Raw genomic sequence first — 19452 nt, 5'->3', positions numbered from 1 at the left:
GATGATAACTGAACTTGTGGGTTATGGCACCCGCGGGCTGCGCTTGCTAGCGGTGCTTCTGCTTTTGATAGCAGGCCGTACGCAGGCCCAAGACCCACGCTTGCCCACCCAAAAGCCCGGTTTGGAGCCTGCTCCGCTGCAAACCCGCCAACTGGCCGCCGACCGGCCACCAACGGATACAGCCCGCGTGTTTTCGTTGCAGGACTTGGCCGACCTGGTGTTTGCCAATCATCCGGTAGTGAAGCAAGCTGCCTTGCTCAGTGCTGATGCGCAGGCCCAAGTGCAACAGGCCCGCGGCGGCTTCGACCCCAAGCTAGGCTCGGGCTTCGACCGAAAGCTGTTCGGCGGTACTGACTACTACAACAACTGGGGCAACGAGCTGAAAGTACCCATCTGGCCGGGCGGCATCGACCTGAAAGCTAGTTACGACCGGATGGTGGGTACCTACGTCAACCCCGAGCACCGCACCCCGCTTGACGGCCTAGCTGGGGTCGGCCTTTCGGTACCGTTGGGCCAGGGGCTATTCATTGATGCCCGCCGGAGCACCCTGCGCCAAGCCCGCATCATGGTAACGGCTGCTGAAGCCGACCGAGTGAAGCAGATAAACGAGGTGTGGCTGCAAGCCGCCAAAGACTACTGGAACTGGTACTACTCCTACCAGCAGATTTTGCTCATTCAGGAAGGCGTAAATCTGGCGGAAACCCGATTCCAAGGCATCAGCCGCCGTGCCCTACTCGGCGACCAGGCCCCCATCGACTCGGTGGAAGCACAAATAACCGTGCAGGACCGGCAGGTGCAGGCTACCCAGCTGCAAGTGGAAATCCAGAACGCCCGGCTGCTGCTGTCCAACCACCTCTGGAACCGCGACGGGCAGCCGGTGGAACTGCCTACCTATGCCGTACCCCAGACCCCGCCCATCACCCCCGTAGATTCGGTGCAATTCGAACAGCTGCGGGATCTGGCGGCCAACCGACACCCTACCCTTATCAAGCTCGACGCCAAAATCCGGCAGCTGGGCGTAGAGGAGCGCTACCGCCGGGAAATGCTCAAGCCCAAGCTCAATGTAAGCGGTACCCTACTCAGCCGCGGCGATTTTTACCGCTCCGAGTTGCCGGGCTACTACGATTTCGGGCGCGACAACTACAAGCTGGGGGTTGATTTTGCGCTGCCGCTGTTTCTACGCCAAGAGCGCGGCAAGCTCCAGCAAACCCGCCTGAAGGTGCAGGATGCCACCCTGGAGCAACAGCAAAGCCGCCGCACGATTATCAACCAGGTAAGCGGTGTGTATAATACGCTGAAAGCCTACGAGCAACAGCTTCAGGTGCAAACCCAAACCATTGCCAACCAGCGCCTACTGTTGCGGGCCGAGCTGCAAAAGTTCGAGTTGGGCGAAAGCACCATCTTCCTCATCAACGCCCGCGAAACCAAGCTCATCGACCTGCGCCTGAAGCAGGAAAGCATGCGTGCCAGCTACGAAAAGGCCCTGGCCGAGCTGTATTACTACGCCGGCACCCGTACCCTGGGCGCGGAATGAGCTGATAGCTTTTGGCTGTTAGCTGTTAGCTTTGATGTTCGTTTTGCTACCGACGGCCGCCCTACCGCGGCTATCAGCTAACAGCCAAAAGCTAACAGCTAACTACCCATGTCCCCTACCCTCATTCTCAGCCTGATTGCGGGCTACTTTGTTGTACTGATTATCATTTCGATTCTGACCTCGCGCAAAGCCACGAGCGAATCGTTCTTTATTGCCAACCGCAACGCCCCCTGGTACATGGTGGCGTTTGCCATGATTGGCACCTCCCTATCGGGCGTCACGTTCATTTCTATTCCGGGCATGGTGGCGTCGGAAAGCTGGAGCTACGTGGCGGTAGTGGCGGGCTATACCGTTGGCTATTTGGTAATTGGCACCATTCTGATGCCACTTTACTACCGGCTGCGGCTGGTGAGTATCTACACGTATCTGGAGCAGCGCTTCGGGTTCTGGAGCTATAAAACCGGCGCCTTGTTCTTCCTGATTTCCAGGGCCGTAGGTGCGGCGTTCCGGCTGTTTCTGGTGGCGGGCGTGTTGCAGCTGGCCGTATTCAACGACTTAGGCGTGCCGTTTGCCGTCACCGTGTCGGTCAGCATCTTCCTGATCTACCTCTATACCTTCCGTGGCGGCCTCAAAACCATCCTCTGGACCGACACTTTCCAGACCATGGCCATGCTGGTGTGTGTGGCGGTGAGCATCTATCTGATGGCCGATGAGCTGAACCTGGGCTTTGCCGGGGTAGTGAAAACGGTGAAGGAAAGCTCGATGTCGAAGATCTATTTCTCCGACCCCAAAGACGGCAAGTTTTTCTGGAAGCAGTTCGCCTCCGGGGCCTTCATTACCATTGTAATGACCGGCCTCGACCAGGATTTGATGCAGAAAAACTTAAGCTGCCGCAACCTCCAGGATGCCCAGAAAAATATGTTCTGGTTTACCATTGCTTTGGTTGGCGTCAATATCCTGTTCCTGTCGTTGGGGGTGCTATTGTATCAGTTTGCGGCGGTTAAAGGCATAGCACTACCTATCAACCCCGCCACCGGTGCTGTCATCGGCGACAAAGTATTTCCGCTGCTGGCCACCGAGCATTTCTCGCTGTTTGCGGGCGTTGTGTTCATCCTGGGCATCATTGCCGTTACCTACGCCTCCGCCGATTCGGCCCTGACGGCCCTCACCACCTCGTTCTGCGTGGACATGCTCGACATCAAGCAGTACGAGGAGAAAAAGCAGACCCGCGTGCGGCAACTCACGCACTTTGGATTCTCGCTGGTGCTCATCGTTATCATCCTCATCTTCCAGGCCATCAACGACCAGAGCGTAGTTACGTCACTGTTTAAGGCGGCGGGCTACACCTATGGGCCGCTGCTGGGACTCTACTCGTTCGGCATCTTCACCAGCCGTGGCCTCCACGACAAGCTAGTGCTGCCCGTGTGTTTGTTCACGCCGCTGCTTACCTACTTCATCAATGCCAATTCCAAAGCCTGGTGGGGTTACGAGTTTGGCTTCGAGATTCTGATTCTCAACGGGCTGCTCACCTTTATTGGACTATTGGCAATTTCGCGGCCCCGAGTTGCCACCGAATTGAACCCCGTGGCGTAGGGCGTGTTTAGGAGGATGCGTGCGTACCTTTACGTGGCACTGCGCGCAAACCCGACCCTATGAAACATCTGTTCTTCATGTTGCTGCTCGTAGCTTGCGGCCAGCTAACCCAGGCGCAGCAATCTACTCCGGCCAAGCAACCCATCGAGCTAAAAGCCGGCCGGATGCAGGCACAAGCCCGTCCCGCCGCCAATCGCCCCGATGTAGCGCCGCAGTTTCCGGGTGGCGCGGCCGCGCTGGGTGCATTTTTTCAGGAAAACATCAAGTATTCAGAGGCGCCGGGCGTCAATAGTCCTACTGGCAACGTAGTGGTTACGGCAACTATCGAAGCCGATGGCCGCCTGACTAACCCGGTGGTAGCCCAGTCATTATCTACGGCGCAGGATGCGGAGGCACTACGGGTGGTGGCACTGCTACCGGCCTTCAAACCAGCCACCCGCAAAGGCCAGCCAGTACCAGTGCAGATCAGCTTGCCGGTACCGTTCGGCAACGCTCAGATTTTGAAAGTAGAGCAAGGTAAAACGAAATTTCAATAACGATTTAAGACATGAGAACTAAGCGCTGAGAAGCACGACATTCCTTTGCCCTTCATTTGGAGGAGCATCCATTTGTCTCCTTTCTTGGTTCTTGCTTCTCCCTTCTATACCTAGAATGGCCCGAAGTGGATTGAATACCAGTGGCAACGACGCAGCCTCGGATGCGCCGAAACCCAAACTGAATAAAGAAACCTTTCAACAGGGGCTGCGGATTTTTCGCTTCACGCTGCCTTACCGGGGCAAGCTAATCTTGAGCATTGTGCTCCTGACCTTGTCCAGCGCCACTACCATGGCTTTCCCCTGGATTATCGGCAAGCTGGCTGATACGGCTAGTGGCCATCCGGTTCAGTTACCCAACGGTACTGTTGTAACCATCAATCAGATTGCTATTGGCTTCGCCGTGCTGATTCTGTTGCAGGGCCTGATTTCGTTTGGCCGCATCTGGTTTCTGACGCAGGTAAGCGAGTTTACGGTGCGCGACATCCGGCAGGCGCTCTACCGCAAGTTTGTGACCCTGCCTATTCCCTATTTCGAGAGCAACCGAGTCGGCAACATCACCTCGCGCATCACCTCCGATGTGAGCGTAATTCAAGATACTTTCTCCATCACCTTGGCCGAGCTTTTCCGCCAGGTAATGACGCTGCTGGTAGGTGTGGTATTTATTATGGTGGTATCGGTGAAGCTGTCGTTGTTCATGCTGCTTACGTTTCCGCCCATTGTGCTGCTGGCGATGGTGTTCGGGCGCAAGATTCGGACGCTGGCCAAAACTACCCAGGACGAGCTAGCTAAAACCAATGTCATTGTAGAAGAAACGTTACAGGGCATTAGCTCGGTAAAGGCTTTCACCAACGAAGATTTCGAGACGGGCCGCTACACTTCTTCGCTTACGCGCACGGTGCAGGCCGCTCTCAAAAGCAACCTCTACCGGGGCGGCTTCGTGTCGTTCGTAATTATTGGGCTGTTCGGCGGTATCATACTGGTGCTGTGGCGGGCGGCCACGCTGGTACAATCGGGCCAGATGACGATTGGCGACCTGACGCAGTTTGCCCTTTACACCATCTTCATTGGGGCCTCCGTAGCAGGCTTGGGCGAGCTATATGGCAAAGTGCAAAGTACTCTGGGCGCTTCAGAGCGGATCCTGGAAATTCTGGACGAACCCTCGGAACCTACTCACATCAAGCCTCCCGTGGGCTTGGTACCCGCCCAAATCCAAGGCAATATCGAGTACCGCAACGTGGCGTTCCGCTACCCCACACGCCCTGATTTGCCGGTGCTACGTGACATTAGCTTTCACATTGCAGCGGGCGAGAAAATTGCCCTCGTTGGGCCTAGCGGTGCGGGCAAAAGCACTATTGCTAGTTTGCTGATGCAGTTCTACGAGCTGAGCGGCGGCGAAATTATCATTGATGGGCAGCCTCAGCAATACTACGACCTCACTGCGTTACGCCGCCACATCGGCATCGTACCGCAGGAGACGCTGCTGTTTGGTGGCACCATACGCGAAAACATTGCCTACGGCAACGTGCTAGCCACCGACGAGCAGATTGTTGCTGCCGCCCGCCAGGCCAATGCTTGGCAATTTATTTCGGCTTTCCCCGAAGGCCTTGATACGGTGGTAGGCGACCGGGGCGTGAAGCTCTCGGGCGGCCAGCGCCAGCGAGTAGCCATTGCCCGCGCCATCCTGAAAAACCCAGCCATTCTGATTCTAGACGAAGCCACCTCAGCCCTCGACTCGGAAAGCGAAAAGCTAGTACAAGGCGCCATGGACGAGCTGATGCTGCACCGTACCAGCATCATTATTGCGCACCGCCTGAGCACCATCCGCAAAGTCGATAAAATTCTGGTTATCGATGGTGGCCGCATTGTGGAACAAGGCACCCACGACGAGTTGGCCCATAACGACAACGGCCTCTACGCCAACCTGCTGAAGTTGCAGTTTGAGTTGAGCTAACAAAAACTGAATTCTACGCAAAAAGGCCCCGCAGCAGATACTACGGGGCCTTTTTCGTTGCCAGTAGCAGCAAGCTACTGCTTCACTACTTTGATGGTTTTGCTACCGCTGTCGTTGCGGTAGCGCACCATGTATACGCCGGCGGCCAAGCTGCTCATTGAGAAAACAGCCTGCTGATTTTTCATGGTAGTGGTTTGCAGCTCGCGGCCTGTCAGGTCCAGTAATTGCGCTGTGGCTGTGCGTTGCGCATCGTCTACTTGCAGTGTGAGGGCATCAGTAGCTGGGTTCGGATACGCCTGCATGGTTACTTGGGGCAAGCCATTGCGCGCGGCCAATGGGGTAGCGGCTACGCTGATAGCCATGATGTTGGCTGCACCCGAAGTGCTGCCTGCCGCCTTGCTGAACGTGATGCTCTGAATCGGCTTGGCGTAGTTTGTCGCCGACACAGCCAGCTGCAATTGATACAGCCGAGGGTTAGTGGTCAGGTTTTCGATGGTGCTGGCCGTGTTGCGGCTTACCCGGCCCAAGCCGGTGGCGGCGGGGCTGCTGCCATCAAACCAATCCTGCACAAGTAGCGACCCTAATACTTGGGTGGTACCGTCGGTGAAGGTGATAGTAGGTGTAACGTTGCTAATGCCGCCGCCCGAAGTAGCCAGTACGTATACAACAGAGGCCGTACGGGGAGTACTGAACGTGAGTGTGCCGCTAGCCGCCGTGCCAAGCCCGGTAAGTGGCAAACGCAACGAGTTATTGGCTGAGTATGAAGCCAACTGGTAGGTCAGGCCCGTAGTAAGAGCGCTAGTAACCACACCTGTGGCAGGCAGAAACCGCGTAGGGGTTGCGCCGGAGGGAGTAACGAAGCTCGGCGCCATGAAATTATAACCGGCGCCGTTGCTACCATCTACATCATACGTAGTAGAAACCAGCGTAGTGCCCGTAGCATCAGCTACCACATCCTGGTTGAAGCCGGTAACCGTTACGGGAGCATACGACTGCGCACGCGCCACAGTGGCAGCACCCAAAGCGGCGGCGGCAAAAAGAGCTAGTTTAATAGAGCGAGTAAAAGTTGTTTTCATACAGTACAGTAAAGGGTTGTTGGATACCCCAAAGTAGAAAAAACAACTACATATATAAATACGCAGGTATTTTATTTAACTGCTTTGGACTATTTATCATCTTAATTCTGCATTTAAGCCTCTTTTAATCCAACCCTTTCACCCATAAAGGGTATCTGTGTTATTTGTTCAACTCTGCGCTATTGAGTTCCACTCGTGGGCCCTAGCTTTGCAGATTCGCACCACCTCAGCGCGACCTTTTCCGCTTTTTTCGCGTTTCCCTCATTCGCCAGCTTCATTCCGCTGGTGGTTCCTGCTTATGTCTGTTGCCACGACCAAAAACCGCCTGGGCTTACTCTCACTGGTAGTGAGCATTGTGCTGGTACTGGTGAAATTCTACGCTTATTACCTGACCCGCTCGCAAGCTGTTCTGACTGATGCGCTGGAATCTATTATCAACGTATTTACCAGTGGCTTTGCGCTCTACAGCATCTATCTGGCCAGCTTGCCCAAGGACGAAAACCACCCCTACGGCCACGGCAAGGTGGAATATTTGTCTATTGGCTTTGAGGGCGGACTGATTTTATTTGCGGGGGGCTACATCTTTTACAGCGCCACCAAAACGCTGTTTCACCCCCATATAGTAGCCCGCCCCGATTCGGGCCTGTGGCTGCTGGCAGCTACAGCTATAGTAAACCTGGCAGTGGGCTTCATCTTGGTGCGGGCCGGCAAGCGGCTGCACTCAGTAGCGCTGGTCGGCGACGGGCAGCACCTGTACATTGATGCCCTGAACACCATTGTATCGTGCGTGGCGCTGGCGCTGGTGTTCTTTACCAACAATGTTATTTACGACACCATTGCGGCCTATCTGTTGGGGCTGTTTATCACGGTGAACGGCTACCGGATGCTGCGCAAGTCGGTGGCCGGGCTCATGGATGAATCGGACGTGAAAACGATACGCAGTGTGATTCAGGAGTTGCAGCAGCACCGCCAGCCTGCCTGGATTGACGTGCACAACCTGCGCGTGCTGCGCTACGGCGCCGATTTACACATCGACTGCCATGTGACGCTACCCTACTATTTCAGCCTAGAAGAAGTGCATACCGAAGTACACCGCATCGAAGAATTCATTCAAACCCGCTTCGAGGTGGACACCGAAATGTTTGTGCACGCCGACCCCTGCACGTTTGCGGCGTGCTCGCACTGCCACATGCCGGAGTGCCCCGTTCGGCAACATCCCTTCAGCCGCGAAATCCCTTGGACGGTGGCCAACACCGTGAAAAACGAGCGGCACCAGTTGGCGGAGTTGGAGTAGCTAATTCACGGAACCAAGACCTCTTCTAAACGGCCATTTGCCTTTGACACCACCTGCCCCTCTCCTGCTCGTTTCCCACGTCACGATGACAGCCGATGAATTTGTGGCCGTCAACTTTCGGCTGTGGCGGAAAAGGCCCCGTACTAAACTGAACCATGGGTTACTGGGGCTGGCCCTGCTTCTGCTTGGTATAAGCGTGGCACTGGATGTAGTCCGGACCGGGTATGTCAGCAACTGGAGCACGGTGGCTGTTTTGGCGGTAGGTGTGCTCTATGGCTTGTTCCGAATGCAACTGGTGCGTTACCAGCTACGGCGCGGCTACGTCAAAAACACTGCTCTACACATACCCGTTGACTTTTCTTTCGACGCCGAAATGCTGCGTAGCCAAAGTACCGACGGCTGTTTCGAGGCACGCTGGCACACAGTGCGCCGGGCCGTGTGGGTGCGGCCCGACTGGTTGCTACTCTATCCAACTGAAGTAGCCTGCTATTACGTGGATTTGCGCCGGGTGCAAACGCCTAACACGCCTGAGCAATTGCTGAGCCTGGTGAGGCATGCTGGCGTTCCGGTTGTGGAGGTGTAGCAACTACTTTTCAAATAGCACAACTGAAACCCGCGCTCCAACGCGGGTTTCATTACTTTTGGGCCGCTCATCATCGTTTCACTTTTCCTTTCCATGAAAGCTCTTTTTTCTGTTACTGCCGGGCTGGTGTTGCTAGCCGCTGCTCCCCAAGCTGTTTACGCCCAGATTGCCACCCCCGCGGCCAGCCCCAAAAGCACAATTCAGCAGCGTGTTGGCCTCACCGACATCACCATCACGTATTCGCGCCCGAGCGCCAAGGGCCGCACCATCTTCGGCGATTCTACCACCAAGGCCATTGTACCTAACGGTAAGCGCTGGCGCACCGGGGCCAATTCTACCACTACCATTAAGTTTTCCGACGACGTAACGGTGGAAGGCAAGAAGGTGGCGGCCGGCGAATATGGCCTCTACAGTGTACCTGGCAAAGCTACCTGGGCTATTGTACTCAACAAGAGCACCAAGCAGGGCGCCGATGTTGACGGCTTTAAAGCCGCCGATAACGTGGCCATCTTTACGGTGAAGCCTTACAAAACCGCTACCAAAGTGGAGACCTTCACTGTCAACTTCTCCGACCTGACCAGCGCCACGGCCAACGTGGACATGGTCTGGGAAACTACGGGTGTGAAGTTCAAAGTGGCCACCGATGTTGACCCCAAGGTGATGGCCCAGATCGACGAGAAAGTCATCAAGAACGCCGCTCCTTCTGCTAACGACCTCTCCGCCGCTGCCGTTTATTACTACGACAATAACAAGGACCTAAAGCAGGCCCTGGCCTGGATGCAGAAAGCCAACGAGAAAGACCCCAAGTTCTGGAATGTGCACACCGAAGCTAAAATTCGGATGAAGATGAAGGACGCCAAAGGCGCCCTAACCTCCGCCACCCAGTCGCGCACCCTGGCCTTGGCCGCCAAAAATGCCGACTACGTGAAGATGAACGACGATATCATTGCCGAAGCCAAAAAGGCTGGTGCCAAATAGAACGGCTGTAGCATAAGCATTAGCTTACTGCCATGCAAAAAACGCCTCTTGCTTGTAGCAAGAGGCGTTTTTGATTTGTATAGGATAAGGAACCTTCCCAACCTCAGCATGGCATGAGGTTTACTTTTTGCAATAAATCCAGTAAGGAACTCGCTGGCCCTGTCCTTGGTGCCTACAAAGGACAGAACAAGCAAACAGCTTCAGTACCTAGCAAGTAGGTATTCCACTTCCAGCGATAGTTCACGCTACTTTTCGGCGGCTGTTCAAAGACAACAGACTAGCAAAGAGCATGACCAGCCCGCAGCCGATGATGTTGAACCAGAGGTAGCCAACGTCGGTGCGCCAGAACAGCAGCAGCACGAGTAGTTGAGCCAGAATGGCGGCCCAGAACACGGCTTTCCCCCCAATGAATTTCATGAAAAACGCCACCACAAAAATACCCAGAATGGTGCCGTAGAACAGGGACCCCAATATATTCACAGCTTGAATCAAGTTTTCGAGGCGGGCAGCAAACGTGGCGAAGGCTATACCCAATACTCCCCACCAAACGGTAGCCCACCGCGACGCCCGCACGCACTGCGTGCCCGTGAGGTGCGGCCGGCTTGGCTGGTACAAATCCACTACGGTAGTGGACGCCAAGGCATTAAGCCCTGAGGCTGCCGAACCCATAGCTGCCGAGAGCACCACGGCAATCAGCAGCCCCACTAAACCTTGCGGCAGGTAGCGCAGCACAAACGTCAGGAATACGTAGTCGGTGTCTTTAGCTTCGGCGGAGGGAGCGGCTTGCTTAAGCAAGGCCTGCGCTTCGGTGCGTAGGCCACGGGTGGCGGCATTAGTGGTTTGCAGGTGGGCTTGAGCCGCGGCTAGCTCGGTAGCATCGTGGGTGCGTAGGGCTTGCACAAGGCGGGTGGTGGCGGCGCGCTTGGCCTCAAACAGCGTGGCGTGCTGTTGCTCCAGAGCCTGTAGCTGCGGACCGTAAGTGGGGCTGGCGGCTACTTGGTCGTGGATGGGGCGGTTGAAGGTGAGTGGCGGCGCGTTGAACTGGTAGAACACGAACAGCAGCACCCCAATCAGCAAGATACCAAACTGCATGGGCACCTTCACCAGCCCGTTCATGAGCAACCCGAGGCGGCTCTCGGTGATGTTGCGGCCGGCTAGGTAGCGCTGCACTTGGCTTTGGTCGGTGCCGAAATATGAGAGGGCCAGAAACAGACCGCCCGTCATACCCGACCAGAAATTGTACCGGTCGTTGGGGTCAAAATGAAAGTCGACGAGGTTGAGCTTGCCCTGGTTTCCAGCTACCTGCATGGCGTCGGTAAAGCCCATATCGGCTGGCAGGTAGTGCACCAGCAGGTAACCCGCTACCACCATACCCGTGAAGATAACGCCCACTTGCCACTGCTGCGTAACGGCCACCGCGCGGCTGCCGCCTACCACCGTATAGAAAATCATAAGCCCGCCCATTAGCCACACCGTGAGGTTGATGTTCCAGCCCAGAATAGCCGACAATACCAAGGCCGGCGCGTACAACGAGAGGCCGTTGCTGAAACCGCGCTGCACCAGAAACAGCAGCGCCGCCAACGTGCGAGTCCGCCTATCGAAACGGCCTTCTAGATACTCGTAGGCCGTAAACACCTGAAGCCGCTGATAGATTGGGACGGCAAAAATGGCAATTAGCACCATGGCCAATGGCAGGCCAAAATAGAACTGAATGAACCGCATGCCGTCGTCGTAGGCTTGGCCGGGAGTGCTCAGAAAGGTGATGGCCGAGGCCTGCGTGGCAATGATACTCAAGCCGATACCCCACCACTGCGCCTGCCGGTCGCCGAGGTGGTAAGAGTCCATGGTGTGGTCGGCGCGGCGGGTGCGCCACGTACCGTACCCCACTATAAAGAGCAGTGTGCCGCCCAATACCAGCCAATCGAGGAAACTCATGCGGTGAAATGCTGAGTGAGGTAGGTGAAAATCCCCACTTCTGCTATCAATGCCCCCAGCACCAGCCAATACCAGGTTTGCCACGAAGGCAGCAGTGGAGGCTTATCGACTTCAGATGGCTGAGGGAAGTTTGACACGGTTGGTAAGTAATAGTTTGGCAATGGCGAAAGATACAGTCTCAGGTTGCACCGGCAGCTACCAGCTCAACCTTCTCCGGTGAAACAGGCCGCAGCCACCACGTACCCAGTTCCCATCCACAAGTAAGCAGCAGCCCAATGGAAGCTCCGGCTACTACGTCGCTGAGCCAATGGTACTCCAGCACCACCCGCCCCAGACATACCAGTCCCAGCCAGCCTAGCAGCCATGGCCGGGCCTTTGAAAACCGTAGCGTCCAAGGCAACAGCAAAGCTGCCGCACCGGTAGCATGCCCCGACGGAAAAGCATCGAACTGCCCCACCGGCTGCCAGAAATAAGCACCAAGCCCTAGCTGACTGAACACCTGAAAAGGCCGCGGCCGGTTGAAATAGACCGCCAACAAGTTGCGTACGGCTTGGCTGCTTACTAAAGTCAGAACGGCTACCAGCCAGATGGTACTGTGGCGCTGCCGCAGCAGGCGCGTAATGCAAAACAGAAGTAGAAGTGCCAGCCACAAGTACAGTGGTTGCCGCATCAGCACTGTATCTATAAAGGCATCGTGCAGGCACATTACTTCAGCAAAGAATGTCTTAAGAAAGCCTCCCTGCCCATGCATTAGCTCCGCTAGCGGCTCGTCCACCCACCAAATCAAAATGGGCGCGACCAACAGTGCAAGCAACCCAGCAAGAAATGAATAGCCGTACTGACGCCTTGGTAACATAGCGCATAAGTGAATGAAGTTGGGCTACGCTGGCTTCAAGGATTAGCCTGCGCGTCTTGTCTACTTACCCAACGACACCATGTTGGTCAGCAGGCGGTACGCGCCTGGCACACCAGCCGGCAACTCCCGGAACAAGCTGAGGCCGGTGTAGATGTAGTGGCCTTTGCCATAATCGGCAACCAGAATGGCGCTTTCCTTGGCGGGCTCATTAGGGTCGTGGCTGCTGATGACGGGCTGGTACTTGGCATCCCACTGCGAGGGGTAATAGAGGCCTTGTTCCTGCACCCAGCCTTCGAAATCCTTGGTGGTTATCTTATTGGGCGTATTAAGCAACGGCTGTTGAGGCTTGAGGAACGTAATAGCTGCGTTTTCCACCGTCACCCGGTCGTTGGAGAGGGTGAGCGGATACGGTCCGATTTGCCCCATCACGGTGCCGCGAGCTACCACGTACTGCACTATCATATTGCCGCCGTTTTCCACGTATTTCAACAGCGTCGGCTGAAGCGTTTTGAGCCGGTCCAGTGTGTTGTAGGCCCGGATGCCCAGCACCACGGCATCGAAGCGGCGCAGGTTTTGCTCGGTGATATCCTCGGGCTTGAGTAGCGTGACGTTATAGCCAATCTGCCGTAAGGCGTCGGGCACCTCGTCGCCGGCTCCCATCAGGTAGCCGATTTCCTGGCCTTTGCGCTTGAGGTCCAGCTTCACCAGCGGAGCCACGGCTTCGGGAAACAGGATTTGGGTGGGAATGTGGTTGTACTCGATGGCTTGATAGCCCCGTGAGTACGCTTGCCCATCCACGGTAGCCACAGCCCGCAAATCCGTTTTGCCTTCCTGAGCTCCGGCACCGGGCTGCACCCGAAACTGGACAGTCTGCTCGGCGTCTTTGCTGGCAATATCGAAGTTAAAGCTCGACGGTTCCGCTTTCCAGCCAGTCGGCAGCGTGAGGGCCACCGAGCCTTTCACACCAGCCTTACCAGCACGCAAGGTCACGGGAATAGTTTTGGGCTGGTTGTCGGCAAACACGTAGGCCCGACCACCAATATTCACGGCCACCGGCGGCACCACCGCCAGCGGGCGGTACTTCTCCCCTTCCACTGGGTCGGTACTTTTGTACTGGACCGGAATCTGATACGTAACGGGTGCGCCTTGCACTGTTGCTACCACATCAACGGCTAAGAATCCTGGTGTTTCAGCATTTCCAACCAGCTGCTGTTGAGTAATCATCCGCTGGCTGCCTTTGTCCGAAGAATGCAGCCCCTTGCTTGCCGAAGGAGAGGAAAGCTCTTCTTGCACTACCACTAGCTGAGCAGGAACCGCATACATCCCTACTGTGCCTGGCTCTCGCAACCAATAGGGTTGCGACGCAGGCACTTGGGTGCCTAGTGGCAGACTCAGGGCTTGGGTAAGCGTCTGGCCGGCAAGCAGATCTTTGTTAACCGCGTTTCGCTGGCTGAATCCGCTTGCCCCAATGCTTACCACTCCAACAGATACTGATGAGCGGTTCAGGGCCGTGACAGATACTTGGGCGGTTTGGCCCGAAGCAACGCTAGGCTCCACCGCTACTGCTTCTAAATACAAGCCTGAGCAAGCCTGAAGTAGTTTTTCAACTTCTTGACGTTTTGCTTCTATCCAAAAATAAGCTGGTTGCTCCGTCCGGCGTCCTCCATACGCAACACCCCAAGCGTCCAGCGCCTTTCTAACTGACAACAGCCCTGCTACACTGGCCGCCGGATTCGCCGCGTCGTACTTCCGAATCACCTCGTCTAGCAGCTTCCCTACGGCCGCGCCGCCGGGCACCCGGTTCCAAGTCATGTCGATGCCCTCGAACAGGTCGGACTTGGCTTTGTCGCCTTTCACGTATTGCAGATACTCCAGCGCCTCGCCGCGGGTGGCTGATGAGCCGAAGCCCTGGCTTTTGTGCTGGCTGCGGCTGCGAGCAGCAATTTCACCGTAGCTCTGGCCCAGTAGCGGGTTGTAGCCGCCGGCATCAAGTCTCAGGTAGCCGTCCATGCTCTCGCCGGGCTTCACGAAGAAGCTGCCGGTGTTCCAGTACAGGCGCTTGGGCTGCCACACCTGCACATATTTCAACTGCTCGGGAAACCGTTTCGGGTCGCCGGCGGCATCGAAGGCCTCGGCCGCTAGGATGGCACTGGCCTGGTGGTGGCCGTGGCCGGCGCGGGGGTCGGGTGGGAAACGGGTGATGAGCACATCAGGGCGACGCTGCCGGATCACCCACACCATATCAGCCAGCACCTGCTCTTTGTCCCAGATGGTGAAGGTTTCGTCGGAGGTTTTCGAGAAGCCGAAGTCGTTGGCGCGGGTGAAAAACTGCCGGCCCCCATCAATGCGGCGAGCTGCCAGCAACTCCTGCGTCCGAATTACGCCGAGCTGCTCGCGCAATTCCGGCCCGATTAGATTTTGACCTCCGTCGCCGCGCGTGCAGCTCAGGTAGCCGGTTTCCAGCAGGCGGCCGTTGGCCATATAGGCAATCAAACGGGTATTTTCGTCGTCGGGGTGAGCCGCCATGTACAGCACCGAACCCAGCACGTTCAGCTTCTTCAGCCCTAGCAGAATTTCCGACGATGAGTACGTTTTGGGAGCCTGCGCCTGGGCAGTGAAGGAGTGACTGACTGAGTGAGCGAGTATGACAGCCAGCAAAGCGGCGCGAAGTCGAGAGAAATGCATTCGGTAAGTCGGAAGCGTGACGGAAGGGCTAAAGATACTGGTGGCGCGAACAGGTTGCAGAATTGTCACGGCGGAGATGTCCGCAAAGGTGTTAGCAACAGTTGTTTTATCCTTCAGCAAGCAACAAAGACTACGTATGTTTAGCTCTGGGCAGCCGTACTAGCCGTTTCAGCGCCGGGCGTACTTACGGCGGTTTTCTTCGCTGAAATTTACAGGAGCCGTCCATTTCATTGGGCGCCAACGGCCAAAGTGGTAGGTAGCACCCCAGTTGCGGCGCGCAACTTGCTGAGCGGCCAGTAAAGCAACTGCATTATAAGGATTGCCACAGCCTCTTCTAATAAGTACACGACAATGTTTACCAGTGCTATCAGGTGAAAACTCCACCAGCACCCGGCACGATGCAGCTGGCTGTTCGGGTATGCTGCTCCAATTGATGGCTCGGTGAAGTTGCGCCACAAACTCTTCATCCGGCATCCAGCCCACCCGGTTCTGGTAGGTGCGTTGTGCGACCAGCCGGCCGCGCTGAAAAGTCAGCCGCCAATCTTTTTCGTGTATAGTTTCATAACCCATGTGCTCGTAGTGCAGCACCTTGCCCAATGGCACAGTCAACTTCCCGTCCATCCAAGTGGCAGCTACCCGCCCATGAGCATCCGGACGAAACCAGCGCCGCAATGGGATTACCGCTTTTTCGCTGTTGCAGCCGGGGCGTATACTCAGTAGAAAAAGCTGGTTATTTTCTAGCAACCAGGTAGCATAATATCCGCGCCAGCAGGCAGTAGAATTACTTTCCAGTTCTTTCGGCCGCCGGGGCAGCTTATCCAGCCACCCTTCCAGAGGGTTGGAATACAGAAGCAGAGTGTCGCCCTTATATATTAGATAATCTGGGTATTGAGCTGTGCCATAGGTGGTACGAGCAACCAGTGTAAGCACTACTAACAGAAGCTGACAGATAATTCTCATACTGAGCGCCGTTGTGCATAGATAACGCTAAAGCTGCAGGGATTATGACAGGCACTTCACCCTGAATCTTTTTCCAACTACATAACGAACAGAACCTACTTCTCATCGGGCAATCTTACGCACAAAAAAAGTCCTCCCATCGGGAGGACTTTTCATTTACGACTAGCAGATATTACTTTTTTAGCAGCTTCATAGTCTGCAACTCGCCATTCAGGTTCAGGCGCAGGTGATACATACCAGTAGGCAGATTATTTAGTGCGGGTAACCGCACCTCATCAACTCCAGCAGCTAGTGTGAGCGGCTGACTCAGCGCCGTACGGCCCATCATATCGGTCAGAACCACAGTGCCGGTGCGGGTGTTTCCCAACGATGGCAAGCTCAAAGTCAGCTCACTATTGAAAGGGTTTGGAACAGCCTGTAATGCCACCAATGAGCCAGCTTTGCTGAAGCTAACGGCTTGCGGGCCATAGAATTTTTCGGTGCCGTCGAGGTCAACCTGGCGCAGACGGTAGTAGCGCACACCAGCTTTGTTGGCTTCGGTATCGAGGTAGCTGTACGTGTTGCGGGCGGTGCTGGTGCCGTCACCATGGCTCTGAACAAAGCTCAGTGCCCGGAACGTGCGGCTGTCGGTAGATACCTGCACTTCGTAGCCACGGTTGTTGTGCTCAGAAGCCGTTTCCCAGCTCAACTTTACGTTATTCTCTTGGCGCTGAGCTACAAAGCGGGTGAGGGCAACTGGCAAAGGGCCTTGGCTGACCGTGAAATACGCCACGAAATTTGAACCACCGTTGCTGTAGTAGTTAGTACCACTCCCAATTGGGCCGCCGGCATTGTAATCATTGTACCGGGAGTCCATATATACTTCCAGCACGTAGCTACCAGTGGCAAGGCCCGCAATCAAATCAACGTTGGCGTTAGTTTGCTGCCACCGCTGGTCACCTATCGAGTTGGTAGGACTCGCCTCTGGGTTGTACAATTCTCCGTTGTAAGGCAAGTTGATTGTCTCAAACCGGCCACCATCAGCGCCAGCCTTATACACCCGATAACGCAAGTTGCCATCCAGCACGTCGCTCAGGTTGTTCTTGTACGTCTTGATTTCGCCACCCCGGAGTGTAAACTTTTCATTGGTTTTGAAATCACCGAACGACACCCCATTGAAGTCACTATTACCGGTTTGAGTGCTAGGGTTCAGATCATAAAAAATGTCGCGAGTATTTTTTTGATTCAGCACAACAAAGCCCTGCCAAATGCCTGAACCGGCTAGCAAGTCAGTAGGGATAAGGGCACATAGCAGGACAACCAGAAGCACGCCCAGCTTGTGGGCACTTTTGAAATGATTAGCGGTTGAAAGCCGAAATGGTAGATTGTGTTTCATTCCTTCTAGAGTAGAGAAGATGGGATTGTGGGTATAGGAGAACATGCGCTGCCACCAGGCAGCATACAACGTGAGTGCTACAAACTCAGAGAATAGAAGAACGCGCAACAGAACATTTACCGTACCCCTCTTTCCTCAAGCGTAGCGTCAGTTTCCAGCAGAACCATATTTTGTATTGATTCAGTGCTGCAAAATTACTAAAAATCAATTCTAGGTGGTGTATTTTTTGGAAAAAATTGCACCCATTGTAAAAATTCAAAGTTTGTCCTATCCCTGTACCCAATGGCACATTTTAAAGGCCATGCATCTTCACAGAGTTCAAAATAGTCTGTAGGCCTAATTCTGCTGGCTGCGTAATGCGCAGTTGAATTCTGCGGGCCAGATTTTGTTAGGCTGCGTACACTTGTGCTTTCTGACCGATTATTTCTATCATGCTTCTTCCTACTTTCCGCCGGCAGTTGCTCGGCATTGCGCTGCTGCTGCCGGTGCTGGCTACCGCCCAAACCGCTACCCCGCCGCAGCCTGAAGTTCCGGCTCCGCAATGGTACCTGCTCGACCCAACTGCCGACGGCGTTATGGGCGTGAGTGCCAAGCGTACGTACCAGGAGTTGCTGAAAAACCGGGTATCGACGCCGGTAGTAGTGGCCGTAATTGACGCCGGTATTGATACTGCTCACGTGGACCTGAAGCGCGTGCTATGGGCCAACCCGCGCGAAATTGCGGGCAACGGTCAAGACGACGACAAGAATGGCTACGTAGATGACGTGCGTGGCTGGAACTTTCTAGGCAGCGCCGACGGCCGCAACGTGGATGTCGACACTTACGAAGACACTCGCCTGCTAGCCCGGCTTAAGCCGCTCTACGAAGGCAAAGTTCGGACGGCCATTCCAGCCGCCAAGCGCGCTGAGTACGACTTGTATCAGAAAGTAAAGCGCAGCCAGGCTGACAAAATAGCCGAAAACACCCAGCAGTACCAGTCGCTGAATGAGAGCTACACCCAAAGCAAGTCCATGGCCGACAACCTACGGGAGATTTTGAGTGTGCCCCGACTCGATACGGCTACCCTGCGCCGGCTGCAGCCCACCGACCCCAACCTACAACGTGCCGTTCAGGGCCTAGATGCCAACCTGCGGGCCGCTGGCTATGCCGATTTAGAGTCGGTGGTGACTGATATGAAGGAGGGCATGGACCAAAGCAAAAACCTGCTCGATTACAGCCTGAACCCCAAGTTCAACCCGCGCGCTACCATCATCGGCGACGACCCCACCAACACCACCGACCGGCTCTACGGCAACCGCGACACGCACGGCCCCGACCCCGGCCACGGCACACACGTAGCTGGTATCATTGGGGCCGACCGTACCAATAACGCGGGTATCCTGGGCCTGGCCGACAACGTACGCCTAATGGCCGTGCGGGCCGTACCCAACGGCGACGAACGAGACAAAGATGTGGCCAACGCCATCCGCTACGCCGTGGATAACGGGGCCAGCATCATCAATATGAGTTTCGGTAAGTACTACTCACCGCAGCGGGAAGCCGTAGATGCCGCTATTCAGTACGCCGAAAAGAAGGGCGTGCTGCTGGTACACTCCGCTGGCAACGAAGGCCAGGACATCGACACGAACGTGGAATATCCGTCGCCAGTGTACCTGAGCGGTAAGCGCGTGCCCAATATGATAACTGTGGGTGCCGCCGCTCGCCTCAACGACAACCACTTAGTGGCTGACTTTTCCAATTACGGCAAAAAGAACGTAGACGTGTTTGCTCCCGGCCATCAGATTTACTCGACGCTACCCGGCCAGCAGTACGGCAACAAAAGCGGCACTAGTATGGCCTCGCCGGTGGTAGCAGGCATGGCGGCCGTCCTGAAATCGTACTTCCCGAAGCTGACTGCCACTGACCTCAAGCGCATTATTCTGCAATCGGCGGTGGTATACCACACGAAAGTGGTGAAGCCTGGCACCAACCTGGAAGTGGATTTCGCCGAACTATCGAACACAGGTGGGCTGGTGAACCTGTACCAAGCGGTACAGCTAGCAGCCAGCCAGAATCCGTAGGCTGTACCAGCGCCCGTCGTTGGTAAGCCCGGCGTG

The 19452-nt window shown here is 55.6% G+C and carries 14 protein-coding genes; 8 read left to right on the top strand and 6 right to left on the bottom strand.

Annotation, left to right across the window (positions count from 1 at the left end):
* Window position 1 precedes the first annotated feature (1 nt).
* The 4 genes from G536_RS27000 (at window position 2) to G536_RS0108675 (ending at window position 5614) form a co-directional block, all read left to right on the top strand.
* The gene (locus tag G536_RS27000; protein WP_169515068.1) at window positions 2-1534 is read left to right on the top strand and encodes a TolC family protein; all 1533 of its coding nucleotides are present in this window, start codon (window positions 2-4) and stop codon (window positions 1532-1534) included.
* A 108-nt stretch (window positions 1535-1642) separates the two neighbouring features.
* Window positions 1643-3127 (top strand): sodium:solute symporter, encoded by a 1485-nt coding sequence (locus G536_RS0108685; protein WP_022823204.1) that lies wholly within the window; start codon window positions 1643-1645, stop codon window positions 3125-3127.
* Between the two features lie 59 nt (window positions 3128-3186).
* Window positions 3187-3663, top strand: a complete 477-nt coding sequence (locus G536_RS30480; protein ID WP_022823203.1) for a TonB family protein — start codon at window positions 3187-3189, stop codon at window positions 3661-3663.
* Between the two features lie 115 nt (window positions 3664-3778).
* Window positions 3779-5614 (top strand): ABC transporter ATP-binding protein, encoded by a 1836-nt coding sequence (locus G536_RS0108675; protein WP_022823202.1) that lies wholly within the window; start codon window positions 3779-3781, stop codon window positions 5612-5614.
* 74 nt (window positions 5615-5688) lie between these two features.
* Here G536_RS0108675 and G536_RS0108670 read toward each other — a convergent pair whose 3' ends face one another.
* A complete protein-coding gene (locus tag G536_RS0108670) occupies window positions 5689-6690 on the bottom strand; it encodes a T9SS type A sorting domain-containing protein (protein WP_022823201.1) in 1002 nt (333 codons plus the stop codon).
* 298 nt (window positions 6691-6988) lie between these two features.
* Between G536_RS0108670 and G536_RS0108665 the strand changes: the two genes are divergently transcribed.
* From G536_RS0108665 to G536_RS0108655, 3 genes are all read left to right on the top strand, one after another.
* Window positions 6989-7984: a cation diffusion facilitator family transporter gene (locus tag G536_RS0108665; RefSeq protein WP_022823200.1), complete on the top strand. Its 996-nt coding sequence runs from the start codon at window positions 6989-6991 to the stop codon at window positions 7982-7984.
* A gap of 43 nt (window positions 7985-8027) precedes the next feature.
* A complete protein-coding gene (locus tag G536_RS0108660; RefSeq protein WP_157530511.1) occupies window positions 8028-8567 on the top strand; it encodes a hypothetical protein in 540 nt (179 codons plus the stop codon).
* Window positions 8568-8660: 93 nt separating this feature from the next.
* Entirely contained in the window at window positions 8661-9545 is an 885-nt protein-coding gene (locus tag G536_RS0108655) for a DUF2911 domain-containing protein (RefSeq protein ID WP_022823198.1), read from the top strand.
* Window positions 9546-9785: 240 nt separating this feature from the next.
* Here the strand turns inward: G536_RS0108655 and G536_RS0108650 are convergent, their stop codons facing one another.
* From G536_RS0108650 to G536_RS31745, 5 genes are all read right to left on the bottom strand, one after another.
* Window positions 9786-11480, bottom strand: a complete 1695-nt coding sequence (locus G536_RS0108650; RefSeq protein ID WP_022823197.1) for a sodium:solute symporter family protein — start codon at window positions 11478-11480, stop codon at window positions 9786-9788.
* Between the two features lie 178 nt (window positions 11481-11658).
* Complete coding sequence (locus tag G536_RS0108645; RefSeq protein WP_169515067.1) at window positions 11659-12294, bottom strand: phosphatase PAP2 family protein; 636 nt, start codon at window positions 12292-12294, stop codon at window positions 11659-11661.
* Window positions 12295-12396: 102 nt separating this feature from the next.
* The gene (locus G536_RS0108640) at window positions 12397-15021 is read right to left on the bottom strand and encodes a PIG-L family deacetylase (RefSeq protein WP_026879981.1); all 2625 of its coding nucleotides are present in this window, start codon (window positions 15019-15021) and stop codon (window positions 12397-12399) included.
* 168 nt (window positions 15022-15189) lie between these two features.
* Window positions 15190-15642, bottom strand: coding sequence for a hypothetical protein (locus G536_RS32095; RefSeq protein WP_157530508.1), 453 nt, complete (start codon window positions 15640-15642; stop codon window positions 15190-15192).
* A 511-nt stretch (window positions 15643-16153) separates the two neighbouring features.
* A complete protein-coding gene (locus tag G536_RS31745; RefSeq protein WP_169515066.1) occupies window positions 16154-17212 on the bottom strand; it encodes a T9SS type A sorting domain-containing protein in 1059 nt (352 codons plus the stop codon).
* Between the two features lie 575 nt (window positions 17213-17787).
* On the opposite strand from G536_RS31745, the gene G536_RS0108625 reads away from it, so the two are divergent.
* Complete coding sequence (locus tag G536_RS0108625) at window positions 17788-19416, top strand: S8 family peptidase (protein ID WP_022823192.1); 1629 nt, start codon at window positions 17788-17790, stop codon at window positions 19414-19416.
* The last annotated feature ends 36 nt before the right edge of the window (window positions 19417-19452 follow it).

The sequence above is a fragment of the Hymenobacter norwichensis DSM 15439 genome (assembly GCF_000420705.1).
Classification (GTDB): domain Bacteria; phylum Bacteroidota; class Bacteroidia; order Cytophagales; family Hymenobacteraceae; genus Hymenobacter; species Hymenobacter norwichensis.
Note: the sequence above shows the minus strand (reverse complement) of the source record. Positions and strands in the feature narration are given on the sequence as shown.

What these genes read in the sequence shown, in the direction of transcription:
- G536_RS0108640 (WP_026879981.1), bottom strand. Translation starts at nt 15,021, where the DNA reads ATGCATTTCTCTCGACTTCGCGCCGCTTTGCTGGCTGTCATACTCGCT.
- G536_RS0108665 (WP_022823200.1), top strand. Translation starts at nt 6,989, where the DNA reads ATGTCTGTTGCCACGACCAAAAACCGCCTGGGCTTACTCTCACTGGTA.
- G536_RS32095 (WP_157530508.1), bottom strand. Translation starts at nt 15,642, where the DNA reads ATGGACGGGAAGTTGACTGTGCCATTGGGCAAGGTGCTGCACTACGAG.
- G536_RS0108655 (WP_022823198.1), top strand. Translation starts at nt 8,661, where the DNA reads ATGAAAGCTCTTTTTTCTGTTACTGCCGGGCTGGTGTTGCTAGCCGCT.
- G536_RS0108675 (WP_022823202.1), top strand. Translation starts at nt 3,779, where the DNA reads ATGGCCCGAAGTGGATTGAATACCAGTGGCAACGACGCAGCCTCGGAT.
- G536_RS0108670 (WP_022823201.1), bottom strand. Translation starts at nt 6,690, where the DNA reads ATGAAAACAACTTTTACTCGCTCTATTAAACTAGCTCTTTTTGCCGCC.
- G536_RS0108685 (WP_022823204.1), top strand. Translation starts at nt 1,643, where the DNA reads ATGTCCCCTACCCTCATTCTCAGCCTGATTGCGGGCTACTTTGTTGTA.
- G536_RS0108650 (WP_022823197.1), bottom strand. Translation starts at nt 11,480, where the DNA reads ATGAGTTTCCTCGATTGGCTGGTATTGGGCGGCACACTGCTCTTTATA.
- G536_RS0108625 (WP_022823192.1), top strand. Translation starts at nt 17,788, where the DNA reads ATGCTTCTTCCTACTTTCCGCCGGCAGTTGCTCGGCATTGCGCTGCTG.
- G536_RS27000 (WP_169515068.1), top strand. Translation starts at nt 2, where the DNA reads ATGATAACTGAACTTGTGGGTTATGGCACCCGCGGGCTGCGCTTGCTA.
- G536_RS30480 (WP_022823203.1), top strand. Translation starts at nt 3,187, where the DNA reads ATGAAACATCTGTTCTTCATGTTGCTGCTCGTAGCTTGCGGCCAGCTA.